Source organism: Mesorhizobium sp. M1E.F.Ca.ET.041.01.1.1, from assembly GCF_003997355.1.
Lineage (GTDB): Bacteria > Pseudomonadota > Alphaproteobacteria > Rhizobiales > Rhizobiaceae > Mesorhizobium.
The window spans coordinates 1-19,643 of the sequence record NZ_RZSL01000055.1; the positions used below are offsets into that span (position 1 = coordinate 1).

13 protein-coding genes are annotated in these 19,643 nt (G+C 64.0%); 3 read left to right on the top strand and 10 right to left on the bottom strand.

Going from position 1 to position 19,643, the window contains the following annotated elements; all coding sequences use genetic code 11:
- Window positions 1–14: 14 nt before the first annotated feature.
- Together EOA38_RS07470 and EOA38_RS07475 are read left to right on the top strand one after the other, a co-directional pair.
- On the top strand, window positions 15–584 hold the full coding sequence (locus EOA38_RS07470) for a TadE/TadG family type IV pilus assembly protein (protein ID WP_245464758.1): 570 nt from the start codon (window positions 15–17) through the stop codon (window positions 582–584).
- Window positions 584–2,338, top strand: a complete 1,755-nt coding sequence (locus EOA38_RS07475; protein WP_127298848.1) for a pilus assembly protein TadG-related protein — start codon at window positions 584–586, stop codon at window positions 2,336–2,338. The genes EOA38_RS07470 and EOA38_RS07475 overlap by 1 nt, the downstream gene beginning before the upstream one ends.
- Before the next feature lie 8 nt (window positions 2,339–2,346).
- On the opposite strand, the gene EOA38_RS07480 is transcribed toward EOA38_RS07475, so the two are convergent.
- From EOA38_RS07480 to EOA38_RS07525, 10 genes are all read right to left on the bottom strand, one after another.
- Window positions 2,347–4,002 (bottom strand): alpha-glucosidase family protein, encoded by a 1,656-nt coding sequence (locus EOA38_RS07480; RefSeq protein WP_127298849.1) that lies wholly within the window; start codon window positions 4,000–4,002, stop codon window positions 2,347–2,349.
- Window positions 3,999–6,002, bottom strand: coding sequence for a glycogen debranching protein GlgX (gene glgX / locus EOA38_RS07485; protein WP_127298850.1), 2,004 nt, complete (start codon window positions 6,000–6,002; stop codon window positions 3,999–4,001). The genes EOA38_RS07480 and glgX overlap by 4 nt, the downstream gene beginning before the upstream one ends.
- Window positions 6,003–6,174: 172 nt before the next feature.
- A complete protein-coding gene (locus EOA38_RS07490; protein ID WP_127298851.1) occupies window positions 6,175–7,803 on the bottom strand; it encodes an alpha-D-glucose phosphate-specific phosphoglucomutase in 1,629 nt (542 codons plus the stop codon).
- Between the two features lie 3 nt (window positions 7,804–7,806).
- A complete protein-coding gene (glgA, locus tag EOA38_RS07495) occupies window positions 7,807–9,252 on the bottom strand; it encodes a glycogen synthase GlgA (RefSeq protein ID WP_127298852.1) in 1,446 nt (481 codons plus the stop codon).
- A gap of 96 nt (window positions 9,253–9,348) precedes the next feature.
- Window positions 9,349–10,614: a glucose-1-phosphate adenylyltransferase gene (glgC, locus tag EOA38_RS07500; RefSeq protein ID WP_126095155.1), complete on the bottom strand. Its 1,266-nt coding sequence runs from the start codon at window positions 10,612–10,614 to the stop codon at window positions 9,349–9,351.
- Window positions 10,615–10,675: 61 nt separating this feature from the next.
- Window positions 10,676–12,889, bottom strand: a complete 2,214-nt coding sequence (gene glgB / locus EOA38_RS07505; protein WP_127220829.1) for a 1,4-alpha-glucan branching protein GlgB — start codon at window positions 12,887–12,889, stop codon at window positions 10,676–10,678.
- Between the two features lie 184 nt (window positions 12,890–13,073).
- The gene (locus EOA38_RS07510) at window positions 13,074–15,536 is read right to left on the bottom strand and encodes a glycogen/starch/alpha-glucan phosphorylase (RefSeq protein WP_126095157.1); all 2,463 of its coding nucleotides are present in this window, start codon (window positions 15,534–15,536) and stop codon (window positions 13,074–13,076) included.
- A 145-nt stretch (window positions 15,537–15,681) separates the two neighbouring features.
- On the bottom strand, window positions 15,682–16,464 hold the full coding sequence (locus tag EOA38_RS07515; protein WP_126095158.1) for an ATP-binding cassette domain-containing protein: 783 nt from the start codon (window positions 16,462–16,464) through the stop codon (window positions 15,682–15,684).
- A 2-nt stretch (window positions 16,465–16,466) separates the two neighbouring features.
- Window positions 16,467–17,531, bottom strand: a complete 1,065-nt coding sequence (locus EOA38_RS07520) for an ABC transporter permease (RefSeq protein ID WP_127220827.1) — start codon at window positions 17,529–17,531, stop codon at window positions 16,467–16,469.
- 161 nt (window positions 17,532–17,692) lie between these two features.
- Window positions 17,693–18,727 (bottom strand): sugar ABC transporter substrate-binding protein, encoded by a 1,035-nt coding sequence (locus tag EOA38_RS07525; protein ID WP_127220826.1) that lies wholly within the window; start codon window positions 18,725–18,727, stop codon window positions 17,693–17,695.
- 211 nt (window positions 18,728–18,938) lie between these two features.
- Between EOA38_RS07525 and EOA38_RS07530 the strand changes: the two genes are divergently transcribed.
- The coding region (locus EOA38_RS07530) for an ROK family transcriptional regulator (RefSeq protein WP_145965932.1) at window positions 18,939–19,643 on the top strand (705 nt) is incomplete at its 3' end.

The window sequence follows — 19,643 nt, forward strand, 5'->3', positions numbered from 1 at the left end:
CTGCTTGACGTTGAGTGAGCGGCACCCCGCTAAAACAGCGAAATCTAAAACTAAAACCCGTCATTCAACTTAGTGCACCTTTCGGTTGTTCCAGCCGTTTTCTGTTTTTGCAGGCAGGTCTTGGCATTCTCCGGACCATGCTGAAGAACCGAAAATTCCTTGCTCCTTGGTCTTGTTTCCGGGCTGACGCCACGGGTACGTCAGCGGTCGAATTCGCCATGCTGGCGCCGATCTTCATCCTGCTATTGCTCGGAATGGTTGCATATGGAATCTATTTCGGCGCCAGCCATTCGGTGCAGCAGATCGCCGCCGATGCGGCGCGGACGGCGATTGCCGGTCTCAACCAGACGGAGCGCCAGGCGCTGGTCAGCGATTTCATCGCGCATGATGTCGACGGCTATGCTTTCGTCGACCCCAACAAGCTGACGGTCAACGCGCAGGACAGCGCGGCCGACGGCAGCCAGTTCGTCGTCTCGGTCAGCTATGACGCGCGCAACTTGCCGATCTGGAATCTTTTCCCGAAACTGCCGCTGCCGGGCACCACGATCCAGCGTCAATCGACGATCCGGGTCGGGGGCATATGATGCGCAAACGCGCGGGGGGTTTGATGGGCGCGACGCGGCGGCTGATCGCCGACCGGCGCGGTAATTTCGCGGTGATGACGGCGCTCTGCACGCCGGTGGCGCTGGTGCTGACCGCACTCGCGGTCGATGAGGGCTCGCTCTACAACGAGCGCCGCGCCGCGCAGTCGATCGTCGACCTCGCCGCGATCACCGCCGCCGCCCATATCAACAATGCCGAGCAAGCGGTGCTGACGACGCTGAAGGATAACGGAATCACCTCCGTGGTCGTGCAGCAGCAAGGCGCCAACATCGCGCCGACCGGCAGCAAGGCGGTCGTTCAGGTTGTGCCCGGGCGCTATTCCGCCATCAGTTCCATAGCCGCCGGCAACCGCTTCGAGGCCGGCAAGCTGCCCTACAATGCCGTCCAGGTATCGCTGAAAAAGCAGGGCACACTCTATTTCGCCGCTTCGATGATGACGCCGCCGGTGATCGGCACGACCGCCACCGCCAGCGCCCAGCCCGAAGCGGCATTCTCGGTCGGGTCGCGGCTCGCCAGCGTCAATGGCGGCATTCTCAACGCGCTGCTCGGCGGACTTCTCGGCGGCAACATCTCGCTCAGCGTGATGGACTATAATTCGCTGATCGCGGCCGATGTCGACGTGCTCTCCTTCACCGACGCGTTGGCGACGCAACTGCATCTGACCGGCGTCACCTATTCAGACGTGCTCGCCTCGAAAGCGACGATCGGCCAGATTGCCACCGCCATGGCCAACGTGCCCGGGCTCGACCGCACCGCCAAGCTCGCGCTGCAGACCATGGCTTCCAGCGCCACGAATAACGTCAAGATCCCGCTCAGCCATCTCGTCGACCTCGGCTCGGTGGGCAGCCTCGGCCTCGGACAGAAACCTGCCGGGCTTTCGGTCGACGCCAGCGCCATGAGCATGCTGAGTGCGGCCGCGGCGCTCGCCAACGGCACCAACCAGGTGTCGGTCAATCTTGGGGCGACAATACCCGGGCTGACATCGACGACGCTCCAGATCGCCATCGGCGAGCCGATGCAGAACTCGCCCTGGCTGGCGGTCGGAGAAATGGGCACGGTTGTGCGCACCGCGCAGACGCGCATCAAGCTCAATGCCAGCGTCACCGTCGGCACGTCCAACCTTGGCGGCGGCATCAAGCTGCTCGCCGTCAACCTGCCGCTCAATGTCGAAGTCGCCTATGCCGAGGCGAAGCTGACCGACATAAGCTGCCCGACTGGCCCCTCCAGCATCAAGGTCTCCATCGCCGCACAGCCCGGCGTCGTCGAAGCGCACCTTGCAAACAGCAATGCCAGCGGCTTTGCCGACTTCACGCAGCCGCAGTCCTTCTCTAACGCCGACATCGCGGACCTAAAGCTGTTGCTCATTCCGCTGCTGCAGGTAACCGGCTCCTCGGCCTTCTCGGTCACCAACATGACGCCGACGAACCTCACCTTCAGCGCCACCGATATCGCCAACAAGGCGGTCAAGACGGTGTCGACGAAGAACTTGACGCAGTCGCTCACCACCTCGCTGGTCAATAACCTGTCGCTGACGGTCAATGCGCTCGGCCTCGGCATCGATGTGACCGCACTGCTCGGCACGGTGAAGCCGGCGGTGACGACGCTGCTCAACGGCGTGACCGCGCCGGTCGACAACCTCGTCTACAACGTGCTTGCAGCACTTGGCGTCCATGTCGGCGAGGCCGATGTGCGCGTCACCGGCGCGGTCTGCGGCCGTTCGGTGCTCGTCCAGTAAGTGGGCTGTCAGCCAATTCTCCCGACGAAGCAACCCACCGGCGGCAGCGCCAGCGCAATCTCTTCAAGAACCCCGCCAAGAACGCCTGCGACATCAACGGCAAGAGGCGTTATTTCGACATCCCTGATCTCCGCCGGCAGTGTCCAATTCGCCGGCTCAACGGCGAAGTTGAAGACGCATAACAATTGCTCGTCTTCGTGCTCGCGTACAAAAGCCAGCACATCGCCCTCGGCATCGAGAAAACGGATCGAGCCGCCGATCAGCGCCGGATGGCGCTTGCGCAAGGCAAGGATCGAGCGATAGGCGGCAAGCACGGAACCATCTTCGCCGTTCTGCACATCGACCGCGCGAGCGCGATGCGCCTGCGGCACCGGCAGCCAGGGCTTGGCCGTGGTGAAGCCGCCATTGACGGCGCCTGCCTCCCAGACCATCGGCGTGCGGCAGCCGTCCCTGCCCTTCACACCCGGCCAGAAGCGGATGCCCAGCGGATCGCGCAGATCTTCATAGGCGAGCTCGGCTTCCTCCAGCCCAAGCTCTTCACCCTGGTAGATGCAGATCGAGCCGCGCAGAGAGCAAAGCAGCGCGATTGCGAATTTCGCCAGCGCATCCGGATCCCCGCCGGGCCGCGTCCAGCGGCTGACATGGCGCACCACGTCGTGGTTGGAGAAGGCCCAGCAGACCCAGCCGTCGGCAACCGCGTTCTCGAAGGCCTCGACACAGCCGCGCACGTGAGCGGCCGAGAATTGCGGACCGAGCAGGTCGAAGGTGTAGCACATCTGCAGCTTGTCACCGCCGGACGTGTAGGCGGCGAGCGTCTGCAGCGAGCGCTCCTCGTCGCCCACCTCGCCGACCGCGGCGCGGTCCGGGTACTCGTTAAGCAGCGCGCGGAAGCGTTTCAGGAAGTCGAGGTTTTCCGGCCGCGTCTTGTCGAAGAGATGCTCTTGGAAGGCGTAGGTGGTGGTCGCCATGTTGGTGCCGGCGACGCTCGAAGCCAGCGGCGGGTTGTCGCGCAGCCAGCGGTCGTGGACATAGTAGTTGACCGTATCCAGCCGGAAGCCGTCGACGCCGCGCTCCAGCCAGAAGCGCACCGTATCCAGCAGCGCGTCCTGAACCTGCGGAGTGTGGAAGTTGAGGTCCGGCTGCGCCGCCAGGAAATTGTGCATGTAATATTGCCGGCGGGTCGCGTCCCATTCCCAGGCGGGGCCACCGAACAGCGACAGCCAGTTGTTGGGCGCGCCGCCGTCAGGCTTCGCGTCCGCCCAGACATACCAGTCGGCCTTGGCGTTGTCGCGGCTGGCGCGGCTCTCGAGGAACCATTCATGCCTGTCGGACGAATGCGAGATCACCTGGTCGATGATGAGCTTCAGGCCGAGCCGGTGCGCCTCGGCGACCAGCGCATCGAAATCGTCCAGGGAGCCGAACATCGGATCGATGTCGCGATAGTCCGAAACGTCATAGCCCATGTCGGCCATGGGTGACTTGAAGATGGGCGAAAGCCAGATGGCATCGACGCCAAGCGAGGCGACATGGGCAAGCCGCGACGTGATGCCCTTGAGATCGCCGCTGCCGTTGCCGGTCGTGTCCTGGAAGGAGCGCGGATAGACCTGGTAGATCACGCAGCCGCGCCACCACTCGGCCCCCTGCCCAGCGTTGCCATCAGTCATAGCGTTCCTTTCCTGGCGCGAGTCTTCGCGGTACGCCGCCCAATCATAAATGTCACGCTGCGGCCGGGCAGCGGCCGCGTAAGGTCGGCCGCCTGGGCCTCGTTCGCCGCGCGCCACTCAAAACCTTCCCGGGCAGGCAAGGTAAAGACGCATTGGCGGCGGTCGCCATTGACCATCACCGCGAGGCGGCCGCCCTCTCCGTCGCCGAGCAACATGACGAGGCGATGTCGCGCGGAATCGTTCCAGTCGGCCTCGCCAAGCGGCGCGCCGGTTTCGGTGAGCCAGACCACATCGGGGATTTCCGATCCGTCGGCAGGCTCGCCGGTCAGGAAATGAATGTCTGACAATGCGGGAAAAGCGCGCCGCAGCGCGGCGAGGGTCGAGACGTATTGCTCCAGCGCCTCGTCGCGCCCAGCCCAGTCGAGCCAGGTGATGGCGTTGTCCTGCGCATAGGCATTGTTGTTGCCCTGCTGCGTTCTGCCGAACTCGTCGCCGGCGGTCAGCATGATCGTGCCGCGCGAGGCAAAGAGCGTCGCGAGCAGCGCGCATTGGTCGCCGAAGCGAGCCCTGCCGATTTCCGCGTCATCAGTCCCGCCCTCGACGCCGTTGTTCCAGGACAGATTGTCGTCGTGGCCGTCGCGGTTCTGCTCGCCATTGGCCGCATTGTGCTTCTCCTCATAGGCAACGAGGTCGGCCAGCGTCATGCCGTCATGAGCGGCGATGAAGTTGACACTGCGGCTCACCGGCTGCGCCGGCCCGCCGAAGATATCGGAGGAGCCGGCAACGCGCGTGGCTAAAGCGCCGAGCGCGCCGGCATCGCCGCGCCAGAAGCGCCTGACATCGTCGCGATAGCGGTCGTTCCATTCCAGATATGGCGGCCTGAAATTGCCAAGCTGGTAGCCACTCGGCCCGATATCCCAGGGCTCGGCGATCAGCACGCGGTCGGCGAGCACGGGATCGCTGCTGATAGCCTGGAGCAACGGCGCGTCGGGATCGAACGTGCCGTCGACCCGGCCGAGCACCGACGCCAGGTCGAAACGGAAACCATCGACGCCGGCGTGCCTGACGAAATGGCGGAGCGTGTCGAGCACCATCTCCCGCACGACCGGATGGTCGCAGGCGACCGTGTTGCCGGTGCCGGTGTCGTTGGCCAGCCGGCCGTCCGGCAGATGCCGGTAATAGGTCTGCGCGTCGAGGCCGCGCAGCGACAGCGTCGGACCGAGCCGGTCGCTCTCCCCGGTGTGGTTGAAGACGAGGTCGAGGATGGTGCCGATGCCCGCTTTACGCAACGCTGCGACAGCGTCACGCAGTTCCGTGAGGCCGCCTGGCGCCAGACGCGGATCGAGCGCCATGAAGGTGACGGGGTTGTAGCCCCAGGCGTTGCTCAGCCCCAACGGCGGCAAATGGCGCTCGTCGATCGACGCGGTGATCGGCATCAGTTCGACGGCGGAGACGCCGAGGCGCTTCAGATGCCCAATGACGACCGGATGGGCAAGCGCCGCGATGGTGCCGCGTTGCGCTTCCGGGACATCCGGGTGCAGCTTGGTGAAGGAGCGGACGTTGAGCTCGTAGATCAGGCCGCCGGGCTGGAACAGCGGGGGTCGGGCAGACAACGGCTTCGGCAGCGCGCGCGCCACGGTCTTCGGCATCAGGGCGGCCGTGTCGGCACCTTCATTGCGTTTGGCGGCAAGTCGCCAATGGTACTGATAGGCCCGGTCGATCTCGATGGCGTAGGGATCGGTGAGCAGTTTTTCCGGATCGAACCAGAGGCCGCGCTCCGGCACATACTCGCCGTCGGCACGAAGGCCGTAGCGCGTGCCTGGCGTAAGGCCGGGAACGAAAAGCGTATACATGCCGTCGCCTTCCGGCTTCAGCTCCAGCCTCTCGACCTCGTGCGTGCCGCCATCGTCGAAGATAGAGACCCATAGGCGTCTCGCCGACGACGACCATGCGGCGAAGCGGATGCCATCATCGGTGATGGTCGCGCCGAGCGAGGTCACGTTGGCTCCCCCTTCTCCCCTTGTGGGAGAAGGTGTCGCCGAAGGCGACGGATCAGGGGTGCTCCAGCTTGGCAAGGACGGCGATCCGTCCAGCACCCCTCATCCGTCTCGGCGCTACGCGCCGATCCACCTTCTCCCACAAGGGGAGAAGGAAAGGGGCGCAACGCCACCCTCAAGTAATCACGCTCGGCTTGTCGCGGCCGGTGTGGCTCTTGATGCCGGCGATGTCGTCGGCGGCGGCGATGAGGTCGGCGAGCGCTTCCTGGGTATCGAGGTCGTGCCTTGCCTTGTCCGGCTCGTAGCGCTCGATATAGACGCGCAGCGTGGCGCCCGAAGTGCCCGTGCCGGAAAGGCGGAAGACGACGCGCGAGCCGCCCTCGAACAGGATCCTGATACCCTGGTTCTTGCTCACCGAGCCGTCGACCGGATCGTGATAGGCGAAGTCGTCGGCGCTGGCGATCTTCATGCCGCGCACACTGGTGCCGGGCAGCGAGCCCAGCTTGGCGCGCAGTTCGTCGACCAGCTTATTAGCGCGTTCGGTCTCGACCTCCTCGTAGTCGTGGCGCGAATAGTAGTTGCGGCCGTAGGTCTCCCAGTGCTTGGTGACGATCTCCTTGCAGCTCTCGCCACGCACGGCGAGGATGTTGAGCCACAAAAGTACCGCCCACAGCCCGTCCTTTTCGCGCACATGGTTGGAGCCGGTGCCGGCGCTTTCCTCGCCGCAGATCGTCGCCATGCCGGCGTCGAGCAGGTTGCCGAAGAACTTCCAGCCGGTCGGCGTCTCGTAGATGCCGATGCCGAGCTTTTCGGCGACGCGGTCGGCCGCGCCGCTGGTCGGCATCGAGCGGGCGATGCCTTTCAGGCCTTCCTTGTAGCCGGGCGCCAGATGCGCGTTGGCGGCAAGCATCGCCACCGAATCCGACGGGGTGACGAAGATGCCCTTGCCGATGATCAGGTTGCGGTCGCCATCGCCGTCGGAGGCGGCGCCGAAATCCGGCGCGTCAGGCCCCATCATCTCGTCATAGAGATGCTTGGCGTGCACCAGGTTCGGATCGGGGTGATGGCCGCCGAAATCCGGCAGTGGCTTGAAGTTGCGGCAGGTGCCGTTCGGCGCGCCGAGCCGGCGTTCGAGGATCTCCTTGGCGTAGGGGCCGGTCACCGCATGCATGGCGTCGAAGCGCATGCGGAAGCCATATTTGAAATTGGCGCGGATGGCGTCGAAGTCGAACAGGCTCTCCATCAGCTCGGCATAGTCGGTGACGGGATCGATGATCTCGACCGTCATGCCCCCGGCCTCGACGGTGCCGATCTTGTCGATGTCGATCTGGCCGATGTCGGTGATCTTGAAGCTCGAGATCGTCTTGGTCTTTTCGAAAATCGCGTCGGTGATCTTCTCCGGCGCCGGGCCGCCATTGCCGGCGTTGTACTTGATGCCGAAATCCTCGTGCGGACCGCCCGGATTATGGCTGGCCGACAGGATGATGCCGCCGAAGGTCTTGTATTTGCGGATGATGTTGGAGGCGGCCGGCGTCGACAGGATCCCGCCCTGCCCGACCATCACCTTGCCGAAACCGTTGGCGGCGGCCATGGCGATGGCCTTCTGGATGACCTCGCGGTTGTAGAAACGGCCGTCGCCGCCGATCACCAGCGTCTTGCCCTCAAAACCTTCCAGCGCGTCGAAGATCGATTGGATGAAGTTCTCGGCATAGTGCTCCTGCTGGAAGACAGGCACCTTCTTGCGCAGACCGGAGGTGCCGGGCTTCTGGTCGGTGTAGGGTTTGGTGGGGACGGTTTTGATCATGCCTCAGGCAGCCCTTTTCGAAAGCAGCAAGCGATAGAGTTCGACATATTTCTCGGCGCTCTTGTCCCAGGAGACATCGGCCTTCATGCCCTGGCGCTGGATCGATGCCCAGGCGGCGGGCCTGGCATGAACCTCTACCAACTGGCGAATGGCATGCAGCAGCGCGCCGCCATTGTTCGGGGCGAACTGGAAGCCGGTGGCGACGCCCGCCGAAAGCGCCGCCTCATTAGCATCGATGATGGTGTCGGCAAGGCCCCCGGTGCGGGCGACGACCGGCACGCAGCCATAGCGCAGACCGTAGAGCTGGGTCAGCCCGCAAGGCTCGAAGCGCGACGGGATGATGATGGCGTCGCAGCCGCCCTGCATGATGTGGGAGAGGCCTTCATCATAGCCGACAACGACGCCGACGCGGCCGCGATGGCGGGCGGCGGCAGCAAGCAGCGAGCCTTCGAGGCCGGCATCGCCCGAACCCAGCACCACCAGCCGGGCGCCGCGCTGAACGACGCCGTCGACGACCGCGGCCAGGATATCCATGCCCTTCTGCCAGGTCAGCCGGCTGACCACACAGACGATCGGGCTGTCGTCGCTCTCAAGGTTGAAGCGATCCTCGACGGCCTTGCGGTTGAGACCGCGGGCCTCAAGCGTGTCGGCCGAGTAGTTGGCCACCAGATGCTTGTCGGTCGCCGGGTTCCAGATATCAACATCGATGCCGTTGACGATGCCGTGGAGGTCGACGGCGCGCATGTTGATCAGGCCGTCGAGGCCCATGCCGAATTCCGGCGAGCGGATCTCCTGCGCGTAGGTCGGGCTCACCGTGGTGATCGCCCAGGCGGCCTGCAGGCCGGCCTTGAGATAGCCGACGCCACCATAGTATTCGACGCCGTCGAGCTGCATCGCCACGCCTGGCAGGCCGAGCTCGCCGAAGATGCCGGCGCCGAACTGGCCCTGGAAGGCAAGGTTGTGCACGGTGATCAGCGACGGCACGCCGACCGCCTTGCCGTAGCGCATATAGGCGAGCGTCATCGCCGACTGCCAGTCATGGGCGTGCACGATGTCGGGCTGGTAGCCGGAGATCGCGCCGCCGGCGATGTCGCCGCCGACCTGGCTCAGCGCCGCGAAGCGCCGCCAGTTGTCGGACCAGTCGGCACCGCTAGCGTTGCCGTAGGGTCCGCCCACGCGGTCGAAGAGATGCGGCGCATCGAGCACGAAAAGGTCGAGCTCGCCGATCTTCACGGCATGGACCGAAGCCTTGCCGCCCTGTAGCAGCGGATACTGGTAAACGGCCTTCTTTTTCTTGAAGGCCTCTATCACCACCGGATAGCCGGGAACCAGTGTGCGCATCGCCACGCCCTTGCCGGCGAGCGCGATCGGCAGCGCGCCGGTCACGTCGGCAAGCCCGCCGGTCTTGATCAGCGGGAAGATTTCGGGCGTGACCGACAGAACCTGCATGCGCCTCACATTCCGACGTTAAAGTGACAGCTTGCTGATCAAATTGACAGCTTGTTGATCGACCTTGTCAGGTCGACAACTTGCTGATCGACCTTATCAGGTCGACAGCTTGTTGATCATGTCCTGGGTGATCAGGCAGATGCCCTTTTCCGAAACGCGGAAGCGCTTGGCGTCGAGTGCCGGGTCCTCGCCCACCACCAGTCCCTCCGGAATGTGGACGCCGTGGTCGATGACGACGCGCGTGAGACGCGCTTTGCGGCCGACCTGGACGTCGGGCAGCATCACCACTTCCTCGAGCTTCGAATAGGAATTGATGCGCGCGCCGGTGAAGATCAGGCTGCGGCGCAGCGATGCGCCGGAGACGATGCAGTCGCCGGACACCAGCGAGGATATCGCCTCGCCGCGGCGGCCGTCCTCGTCATGCACGAATTTTGCCGGCGGCTTCAATTCGGCATACGTCCAGATCGGCCAGTCGCGGTCGTAGAGGTCGAGCTCTGGGGTGACGTCGGTGAGGTCGATATTGGCTTCCCAATAGGCGTCCACCGTTCCGACGTCGCGCCAGTAAGGCTCGGCCTCATGCGAGGAGCGCACGCAGGACTTGGCAAAACGGTGGGCGATCGCCTTACCGTGCTGGACGATATAGGGGATGATGTCCTTGCCGAAGTCACGGCTGGAGCCGGGTTCGGCGGCGTCGCGGCGCAGTTGCTCCATCAGGAACTTGGTCTTGAAGACGTAGATACCCATCGATGCCAGGGCGAACTCCGGCTTGTCGGGGATGCCGGGCGGATCGGCGGGCTTTTCGACGAAAGCGATGATGTTGTCCTTGGCGTCGACATGCATGACGCCGAAGCCGGTCGCCTCCATGCGCGGCACTTCCAGGCAGCCGACGGTCACGTCGGCACCGGCGTCGACATGCTGGCGCAGCATCAGCTCGTAGTCCATCTTGTAGATGTGGTCGCCGGCAAGGATGACCATGTATTCCGGGCCGTAGGCCTCGATGATGTCGATGTTCTGGTAAACGGCGTCGGCCGTGCCTTCATACCATTGGGTTTCGGACACGCGCTGCGAGGCGGGCAGGATGTCGAAGCTCTCGTTTCGCTCCGGCCGCAGGAAGTTCCAGCCGCGCTGCAGATGGCGGATCAGCGAATGCGCCTTGTACTGGGTGGCGACGCCGAGACGGCGGATGCCCGAGTTGAGGGCATTGGACAGCGCGAAATCGATGATGCGCGTCTTGCCGCCGAAATAGACCGCGGGCTTGGCGCGCCGGTCGGTCAGTTCCTTGAGGCGGCTGCCGCGGCCGCCGGCAAGCACATAGGCCATGGCATCGCGCGCCAGCGGCTGGGTTCTCTTGATCTCTGCCATTGTTACCCTCCCAAGTAAGCTGCACGGAACATTGCTGGAGCAACATGAGATATCATCTGCTTCAGTCCGCGACGAATTCCAGCATGATTGTCGAGAGCGGCGGCAACAGCATCGTCGCCGACGTGCCACCCCCTTCCCCGCTGGCTGCGACCCTGCCGCCATTGCCCATGCCGGAGCCGCCATAAACGGCTGCGTCAGTGTTCATGATCTCGCGCCACTCGCCCGCCTTCGGCAGCGGCACGCGATAGTTCTCGCGCGGCACCGGCGTGAAATTGGAGATGACAGCGATCGGGTTGCCGTCCGGCGCGCTGCGCAGCCAGGCAAAGACCGAATTGTCGCGATCGTCGACGATCAGCCAGGAGAAGCCTTCCGGCTCGCAGTCGCGCGCATGCAGCGCCGGGCGCGAGCGGTAGAGGTAGTTCAGGTCCCGCACCGTCTGCCAGACGCCGCGATGCGGAGCATAGTCGAGCAGGTTCCAGTCGAGCGCGCGCGCCTCGCTCCACTCGCGGCGCTGGGCGAACTCCTGCCCCATGAACAGAAGCTTCTTGCCGGGATAGCCCCACATGAAGGCGTAGTAGGCGCGCAGCGTGGCGAATTTCTGCCAGTCGTCGCCGGCCATCTTGTGAAGCAGCGTGCCTTTGCCGTGCACGACCTCGTCATGGGAGAGCGGCAGCACGAAATTTTCCGAGAAGGCGTAGGTCAGGCCAAAGGTGATGTCGTTGTGATGGTGCTTGCGGAAGATGGGCTCCTTGGAGAGATACTCCAGCGTGTCGTGCATGAAGCCCATGTTCCACTTGAAGCCGAAGCCGAGCCCGCCCTCATGCACGGGGCGCGAAACTTTCGGCCATGAGGTCGATTCCTCGGCGATCGTCATCACGCCGGGATGATGGCCATAAAGCTCCTTGTTCATCTTTTGCAGGAAGCTGACGGCCTGCAGGTTCTCGCGCCCGCCCTTCTCGTTGGGGATCCATTCGCCCGCCTTGCGCGAATAGTCGAGGTAGAGCATCGAGGCGACGGCGTCGACGCGCAGACCGTCGACATGGTATTTTTCGGCCCAGAACAGCGCATTGTTGACGAGGAACGACACCACCTCGCGGCGGCCGAAATTGTAGATCGCGGTGTTCCAGTCGGGATGGAAGCCCTGGCGCGGATCGGCATGCTCGTAGAGCGCGGTGCCGTCGAATTGAACCAGCCCGTGCTCGTCGACCGGGAAATGTGCCGGCACCCAGTCGAGGATCACGCCGACGCCGGCGCGGTGGGCGCCGTCGACGAAGCGGGCAAAGCCGTCGGGATCACCGAAGCGGGCAGTCGGCGCATAGAGCCCGGTCGTCTGGTAGCCCCAGGACGGGTCATAAGGATGCTCGGAGACAGGCAGGAACTCGATATGGGTGAAGCCGGCGTCCACCACATAAGGGATCAGCCGCGCGGCGAGTTCGTCCCAGGTGAGGAACGTGCCGTCGTCGCGACGCTGCCAAGAGCCTGCATGGACCTCGTAGATCGAGATCGCCTCACGTCTCGGATCGACGTCTTGCCAGAATTTGTGGTGCGCTTCGTCGCCCCATTGATGCGCCATCGGCGGCGCCGTCACCGACGCAGTCGCCGGACGCATCTCGGATTCGAAGGCGAAGGGATCGGCCTTGAGCGGCAGTCTGACGCCGTCGGGGCCGATGATCTCGAACTTGTAGGGCTGGCCGGCGCGGAGATCGGGAATGAACAGCTCCCAGATGCCGGTGTCCTTGCGGTCGCGCATGGTGTGCCGGCGGCCGTCCCAGTCGTTGAAGGCGCCAACCACCGAGACGCGCCTGGCATTCGGCGCCCAAACGGCGAAATGCACGCCGGTCGCGCCCTCATGCTCGATGATATGGGCGCCGAGCTTGTCGAAGAGCCTCAGGTGCGAGCCCTCGGCCATGTAGTAATCGTCCATCGGTCCCAGCACCGGGCCGAAGGAATAGGGGTCGGTCAGCCACCAGTCGCCGCCGGCATTTCTCGCGTGATAGCGCAGCGGCTGACGCTTGCGGATCGAAAGCCTGCCCTCGAAGAAGCCGGCATCGTTGCTGCGTATGAGTTGCCCGACTTCCTTGCCGGTCAGCGTATAGGCGGTGACGAATTCGGCGTTGGGCACAAAGCAGCGGGCGACGAAACCCTTGTCGGCCTCATGCACGCCCAGAACCGCAAAAGGATCGCCATGCGTTCCGGCGACAATCGCCGCGACATCGCCGGCTTGCGCCAGTCCGTCCGGCCCGCTTGTCGCAGCGGTCGCGCGCGGCTTCCTCATCAGGCGGTCGCCCTCCCCGGGCACCTTTTGTTTTGGTGCATGCCGTGATCCCAAAAGCGTTGTGCACTTTTGGGCGGCATGCACCAGTCTTTGTTTTGGCGCATGCCGTGATCCCAAAAGCGCTGTGCACTTTTTGGGCGGCATGCACCGGGGGCCACATCGTTCGTGACCTTATGCAATCACATCAGACAGGTACGTTCCAGATTTCTTTCGCATATTGGCGGATGGTTCGATCGGACGAGAACCAGCCGACGCGGGCGACGTTGCGGATGGCGCGCGCGTACCAGTCGGGACTGTTGCGCCACACGGCGTCGACCTCGCGCTGGCAGGCTGCATAGGAATCGAAATCGGCCGCAACCATGAACCAGTCGCCCTGATAGAGGCCATTCATGAGATCGCGGTAGCGGTTGGGATCGTCGGGCGAGAAGACGCCGGACGAGATCGCCGACACCGCCTGCGACAGCTCCGGCGAAGCCTCGATCACGCCACGCGGATCGTAGCCGTTGGCGCGCCGGTCGGCGACCTCGGCGGTGGTGAGGCCGAAGATGAAAATGTTGTCGTCGCCGACATGCTCCTTGATCTCGACATTGGCGCCGTCGAGCGTGCCTATGGTCAGCGCGCCGTTCAGCGCGAACTTCATGTTGCCGGTGCCGGAGGCCTCCATGCCGGCGGTCGATATCTGCTCGGAAAGATCGGCGGCCGGCATCATCACCTCGGCCAGGCTGACATTGTAGTTCGGCATGAACACCATTTTCAGCAGGCCGCGCACCGAGGGATCGCCGTTGATGACCCTGGCGACGTCGTTGGCCAGTTTGATGATCAGCTTGGCGTTGTGGTAGCTGGGCGCCGCCTTGCCGCCGAAGAATTTCACCCGCGGCATCCACTCCCGCTCCGGATGCGAGCGGATCTGGTCGTAAAGCGCGATCGCCTCCAGGATGTTGAGAAGCTGACGCTTGTATTCGTGGATGCGCTTGACCTGGATGTCGAACAGCGCCGACGGATCGAGCCTGATGCCCAGCCGGTCGGCGACGAGGTTCGCGAGCCTCGCCTTGTTCTGCCGCTTCACGGCGGCGAACTTCTCGCGGAAGGCGGCATCGTCGGCGAGAGGATCAAGATCCTTGATCGCCTCGATGTCGTCCATGAAACGGTCGCCGATCGCCTCGCGCGCAAGCGCGGTCAGGCCGGGATTGCACTGGATCAGCCAGCGCCGCGGCGTGATGCCGTTGGTCTTGTTGTTGATGCGGTCCGGGTAGAGCTTGTGGAGATCGGCGAACACCGTCTCCTTCATCAGCTCGGTGTGGAGGGCAGAGACGCCGTTGATCGAATGCGAGCCGACGAAGGCGAGATTGCCCATGCGCACCCGGCGGTCGCCGTTTTCCTGGATCAGCGAGATGCGGGCGATCTGCTCGCCCGAGAACTGGCTGGTGGCGCGAGCCTCGAGCAGCACCTGCGCGTTGATGGCGTAGACGATCTGCATATGGCGCGGCAGCAGGCGCTCGAAGAGCGGCACCGGCCAGCTTTCCAGCGCCTCCGGCAGCAGCGTGTGGTTGGTGTAGGCGAAGGTGCGCTTGGTGACGTCCCAGGCAAGGTCGAAGTCCACGCCATGGACGTCCATCAGAAGCCGCATCAGCTCCGCCACGGCAATCGCCGGATGGGTATCATTCAAATGGATCGCGGCCTTGTCGGGTAGCGATTTTAGGTCGCCATACTGGCTGAGATGCCGCTGGATGATGTCCTGCAGCGAGGCTGTCGAGAAGAAATACTCCTGTCTCAGCCTGAGCTCTTGGCCGGCCTTGTGGGAATCGGCGGGATAGAGCACGCGCGACAGCGCGTCGGCCTTGTTGCTTTCGGCGAGCGCACCGATGTGGTCGCCGGCGTTGAACTTGTCGAGCAGGATGGGGTCGATCGGCATGCCCGACCACAGGCGCAGCGTGTTGACGCGCCTGGCACGCCAGCCGGCGACCGGCGTGTCATAGGCGACGGCCAGCACATGCTCGGTCGGCTTCCAGACATGGCGCTCCAGCCGGCCGTCCTTGGAAGTGATCGATTCCACCGAACCGCCGAAGCCGACCTCGAAGGAGCGCTCGCGCCGCTCGAACTCCCATGGATTGCCGTGGTCGAGCCAGGTTTCCGGCAATTCGACCTGCCAGCCGTCGTGGATCTCCTGGCGGAACATGCCGTTGGCGTAGCGGATGCCGTAGCCGTGCGCCGGGATATCGACGGTCGCCATGCTTTCCATGAAGCAGGCGGCGAGCCGGCCGAGGCCGCCATTGCCGAGCGCAGCATCCGGCTCGAGCCCGGCGATGAGGTCGAGGTCGACGCCAAGCGAGGCGAGCGCCTCGCGCATGTTCTCCATCAGGTCGAGATTGGAGAAGGCGTCGCGCATCAGGCGCCCGATCAGGAATTCGAGCGAGAGGTAATAAACGCGCTTTTCCTGCTGGTCGTAGGCTTCCTTGGTCGCCTGGATCCAGTGATCGACGATGCGGTCGCGCACGACCTTGATCGAGGCGGTGAGCCAGTCATGGGGCGTGGCAACCGTGGTGTCCTTGCCGAGCCGGTATTTGAGCGACATCAAGACTTCTTCGGCGAGCGTCTTGGGGTCGGGATGGTCGAGAGCGGGAGCTTCGATCGTCATGGCGGGTGTCATGCTGCCTCTCGTTCGGTTGGCCTGATCATACCGGCTTTCACCGCTTCTCCTACCCCACTTTGCCGCGCTGCAGCATACGTTAAATCGATTTAGGCCGTGATGTCCATCTGGCGCCTCTGCGGCTATTTACCGTGGTGCGTGGAGATCAGGCCGCTAGCGCGTCTTCCGGCGGCTTCTTGGCGCCGGTCATGAGCGCGACCGCATCCGACATGGAAATCTGCTTGGGATCGACGACGCAGAGACGCCGTCCAAGCCGGTGGATGTGGATGCGATCGGCCACCTCGAAGACATGCGGCATGTTGTGCGAGATGAGCACGATGGGCAGACCGCGCTTCTTGACGTCGAGGATCAGCTCCAGCACGCGGCGGCTTTCCTTGACGCCAAGTGCTGCCGTCGGCTCGTCCATGATCACCACTTTCGAGCCGAAAGCGGCGGCGCGCGCCACCGCGACGCCCTGGCGCTGACCGCCCGAGAGCGTTTCCACTGCCTGGCTGATGTTCTGGATGGTCATCAGGCCGAGCTCGGTCAGCTTGTCGCGGGCGCGCTTCTCCATCGCCGGACGGTCGAGCATGCGGAACCAGCTGCCGAGCGGCCCGGGCTTGCGGATCTCGCGGCCGAGAAACATGTTGTCGGCGATAGACAGCGCCGGCGACAGCGCGAGGTTCTGATAGACGGTCTCGATGCCCGCCTCGCGGGCTTCGATGGGCGATTTGAATTGGACCTGCTTGCCGTCCAACTCGATCACCCCCTCGTCGGCATGCACGGCGCCAGAGATCGCCTTGATCAGCGTCGACTTGCCGGCGCCGTTGTCGCCGATCACCGCCAGGATTTCGCCGGGGTAGAGATCGAAGTCGCAGTTGTTGAGCGCGGTCACGCGGCCATAGCGCTTGGTGAGACCGCGCGCGGTGAGGACAGCCTTCTCAGTCATGGTTACACCGAAACCTTTCTGATCCACTGGTCGATCGCGACGGCGCCGATGATCAGGACACCGGTGAGCAGCACCTTCCATTGCGGATCGGCACCGAGCATGTTGAGACCCATCGAGACGACACCGACGATCATGGCACCGAACAGCGTGCCGAGGATCGAGCCGCGGCCGCCGAAGAGCGAGATGCCGCCGATCACCGTCGCGGTGATCGCCTGCAGATTGTAGTCGGTGACGGCGGCGGACGGCGAAATCGAACCGTTGCGGCCGATCGACACCCAGGCCGCGAAGGCGGCGATCAGGCCGGCAAGCGTATAGACGGCCATCAGCACCTTCTTGGTCTGGATGCCGGAGAGCTTGGCCGCTTCCGGATCGTCGCCGACGGCATAGACGTGGCGACCCCAGGCGGTGTGGTTGAGCACGTACCAGAGCAGCATCACCAGCAGGACCATCGCGATGACGCCGGCCGTCAGCACGGCGGAACCGACCCTGAAGCTCAGGGCGAAGAAGTGCAGCAGCGGCGCCTGGGCATCGACGTCGGCGTCGCGGATCGTCTCATTGGCCGAATAGATGAAATTCGTCGCCATGACGATATTCCAGGTGCCGAGCGTGACGATGAAGGGCGGCAGCTTCATGTAGGCGACCAGCAGACCGTTGAGCAGGCCACAGGCGCTGCCGGCGGCAAGCCCGACGACCACCGCAAGAAGGGTCGGCATCCCGTAGGTGAGAGCGCAGTTGCCCATGATCACGGCCGAAATCACCATGATGACGCCGATCGAAAGATCGATGCCGGCGGTCAGGATGACCAGCGTCTGGGCAGCGCCCAGAATGCCGACGATGGCGATCTGCTGCAGGATCAGCGTCAGCGTGTAGGATGAGAAGAAACGTCCGCCGATCGCGATGCCGAAAATGATGATCGACAGCACCAGCACGATCAGCGGCACCGCTGCCGGCGTGGAATGCAAAAAATGCTGGGCCCGCTTGACGAACGACTTGCCGTGCTCCTCGAAGGCGGCGACGCTGCTGTCGCTGCCGGTGAGCACCTTCTCGAATTCCTGCATCTGAGACATGTGACCTCCCGTCTGCGCGGAGCTTGCTCATTGCTCCACGCGCCGTTCACGCATTCCGGTCTATTGCCGGGATTATCAGCGCTTGCGAAAGCGCATCGTCCACCCGATGCGGCCGGGGATCAAGCCCCAGCCGCAAGGTTTATGCGCCTGTCAGGCCGGCATCAGCCCCAGCACTTGGCGAGGCCTTCCTTGGTGTCGATGGACTTCACGCCGTTAGCCGGCTTGTCGGTCACCAGGTTGACGCCGGTGTCGAAGAAGTTCTTGCCTTCGGTCGGCTTCGGCTTGGTGCCGTCCTTGGCATAGGCGGCGATCGCCTCGATGCCGAGTGCCGCCATCTGCAGCGGATATTGCTGCGAGGTGGCGCCGATGACGCCTTCGGTCACCGACTTCACACCGGGGCAGCCGCCGTCGACCGAGACGATCAGCACCTGCTTTTCGAGGCCGACGGCCTTGAGCGCCTGGTAGGCGCCGACAGCGGCCGGCTCGTTGATGGTGTGGATGACGTTGATGGTGTTATCCTTCTGCAGAAGGTTCTCCATCGCCTTACGGCCGCCTTCCTCATTGCCGTTGGTCACGTCATGACCGACGATGCGCGGATCGTCCTCGTCGCCGATCTTGTTCGGGTCCTTCACGTCGATGCCGTAGCCCATCATGAAGCCCTGGTCGCGCAGCACGTCGACGGTCGGCTGCGAAGGTGTCAGGTCGAGGAAGCCGATTTTGGCGTCCTTGGCCTTGTCGCCGAGCGTGGCGGCGGCCCACGCGCCGATCAGCTTGCCGGCCTCCAGATTGTCGGTGGCGAAGGTCGCGTCGGCGGCATCGATCGGATCAAGCGGCGTGTCGAGCGCGATCACCAGCAGGCCGGCGTCGCGCGCCTTCTTGACCGTCGGCACGATGCCCTTGGTGTCGGAGGCGGTGATCAGGATGCCCTTGGCGCCGTCGGCGATGCAGCTTTCGATCGCCGCGACCTGGCTCTCGCTGTCGCCGTCGATCTTGCCGGCATAGGTCTTGAGGTCGACGCCGAGTTCCTTGGCCTTGGCTGTCGCGCCCTCCTTCATCTTGACGAAGAAGGGATTGGTATCGGTCTTGGTGATCAGGCAGGCGCCGACGCCCGCGGCCGATGCGGACGAGGCGAATGCAAGCAGGCCCAGCCCGGCCGCCGCGAACACGGTGGATTTCAGCAGCGATTTCTTGGTCACGATTTTCCTCCCAGTGGAACCATTCCGGACGCCGGCCTACCCGGCGCCTCGAGCGCATCCAACCATTCTCCCAGCGTGGACGCCACCTCAAAAGACACCAGTCCGAGACGCCTGTCAATAATTAAATCACTCTTATTTATTATTGACAGGCTTGCGCCGTTCACTCATTCTGAACGAAAAGCAATGTGGGGAAACCAACGGGAGGAACAGGGTGGAGACCGGCATTGCGAGGCACGGTTCGCCCGAGGCTCTGGGGAGCCGCCTGCATCGCGGCACCAACCAGAGCGGTATGCGCGACCACAATGAACGGCTCGTGCTGTCGCTGGTACGCCAGCATGGCAGCCTAGCCAAATCCGACATCGCGCGCATGACGGGGCTGTCGGCCCAGACGGTGTCGGTCATCATGCGCGAGCTCGAAGAAGACAAGCTGCTCCTTCGCCAGGCGCCCTTGCGGGGCAAAATCGGCCAGCCGTCGATCCCGATGGCGCTCAATCCGGAGGGCGCCTTCTTCATCGGACTCAAGATCGGCCGCCGCAGCGCCGAACTGGTGCTGATCGACTTCCTCGGCAATGTGCGCTCGATGCTGCGGAATTCCTATCGCTATCCCGCGCCGCGCGAGACGGTCGAGTTTGTCAGCGCCGGCATCAAAAAAATGCGCGGCGAACTGACGCCGGCGCAGGACAAGCGCATTGCCGGCCTCGGCATCGCCATGCCGTTCGAGCTCTGGAGCTGGGCCGACACCGCAGGCGCGCCGCGCGAGATCATGGACGAATGGCGCCATCGCGACATCCGCGCCGATATCCAGTCGCAGTGCGACTTTCCGGTCTATCTGCAGAACGACGCCACCTCCGCCTGCGGGGCGGAGCTCGTCTTCGGCCAGGCGGGAGGCGCGCGCGACTTCGTCTATTTCTATATC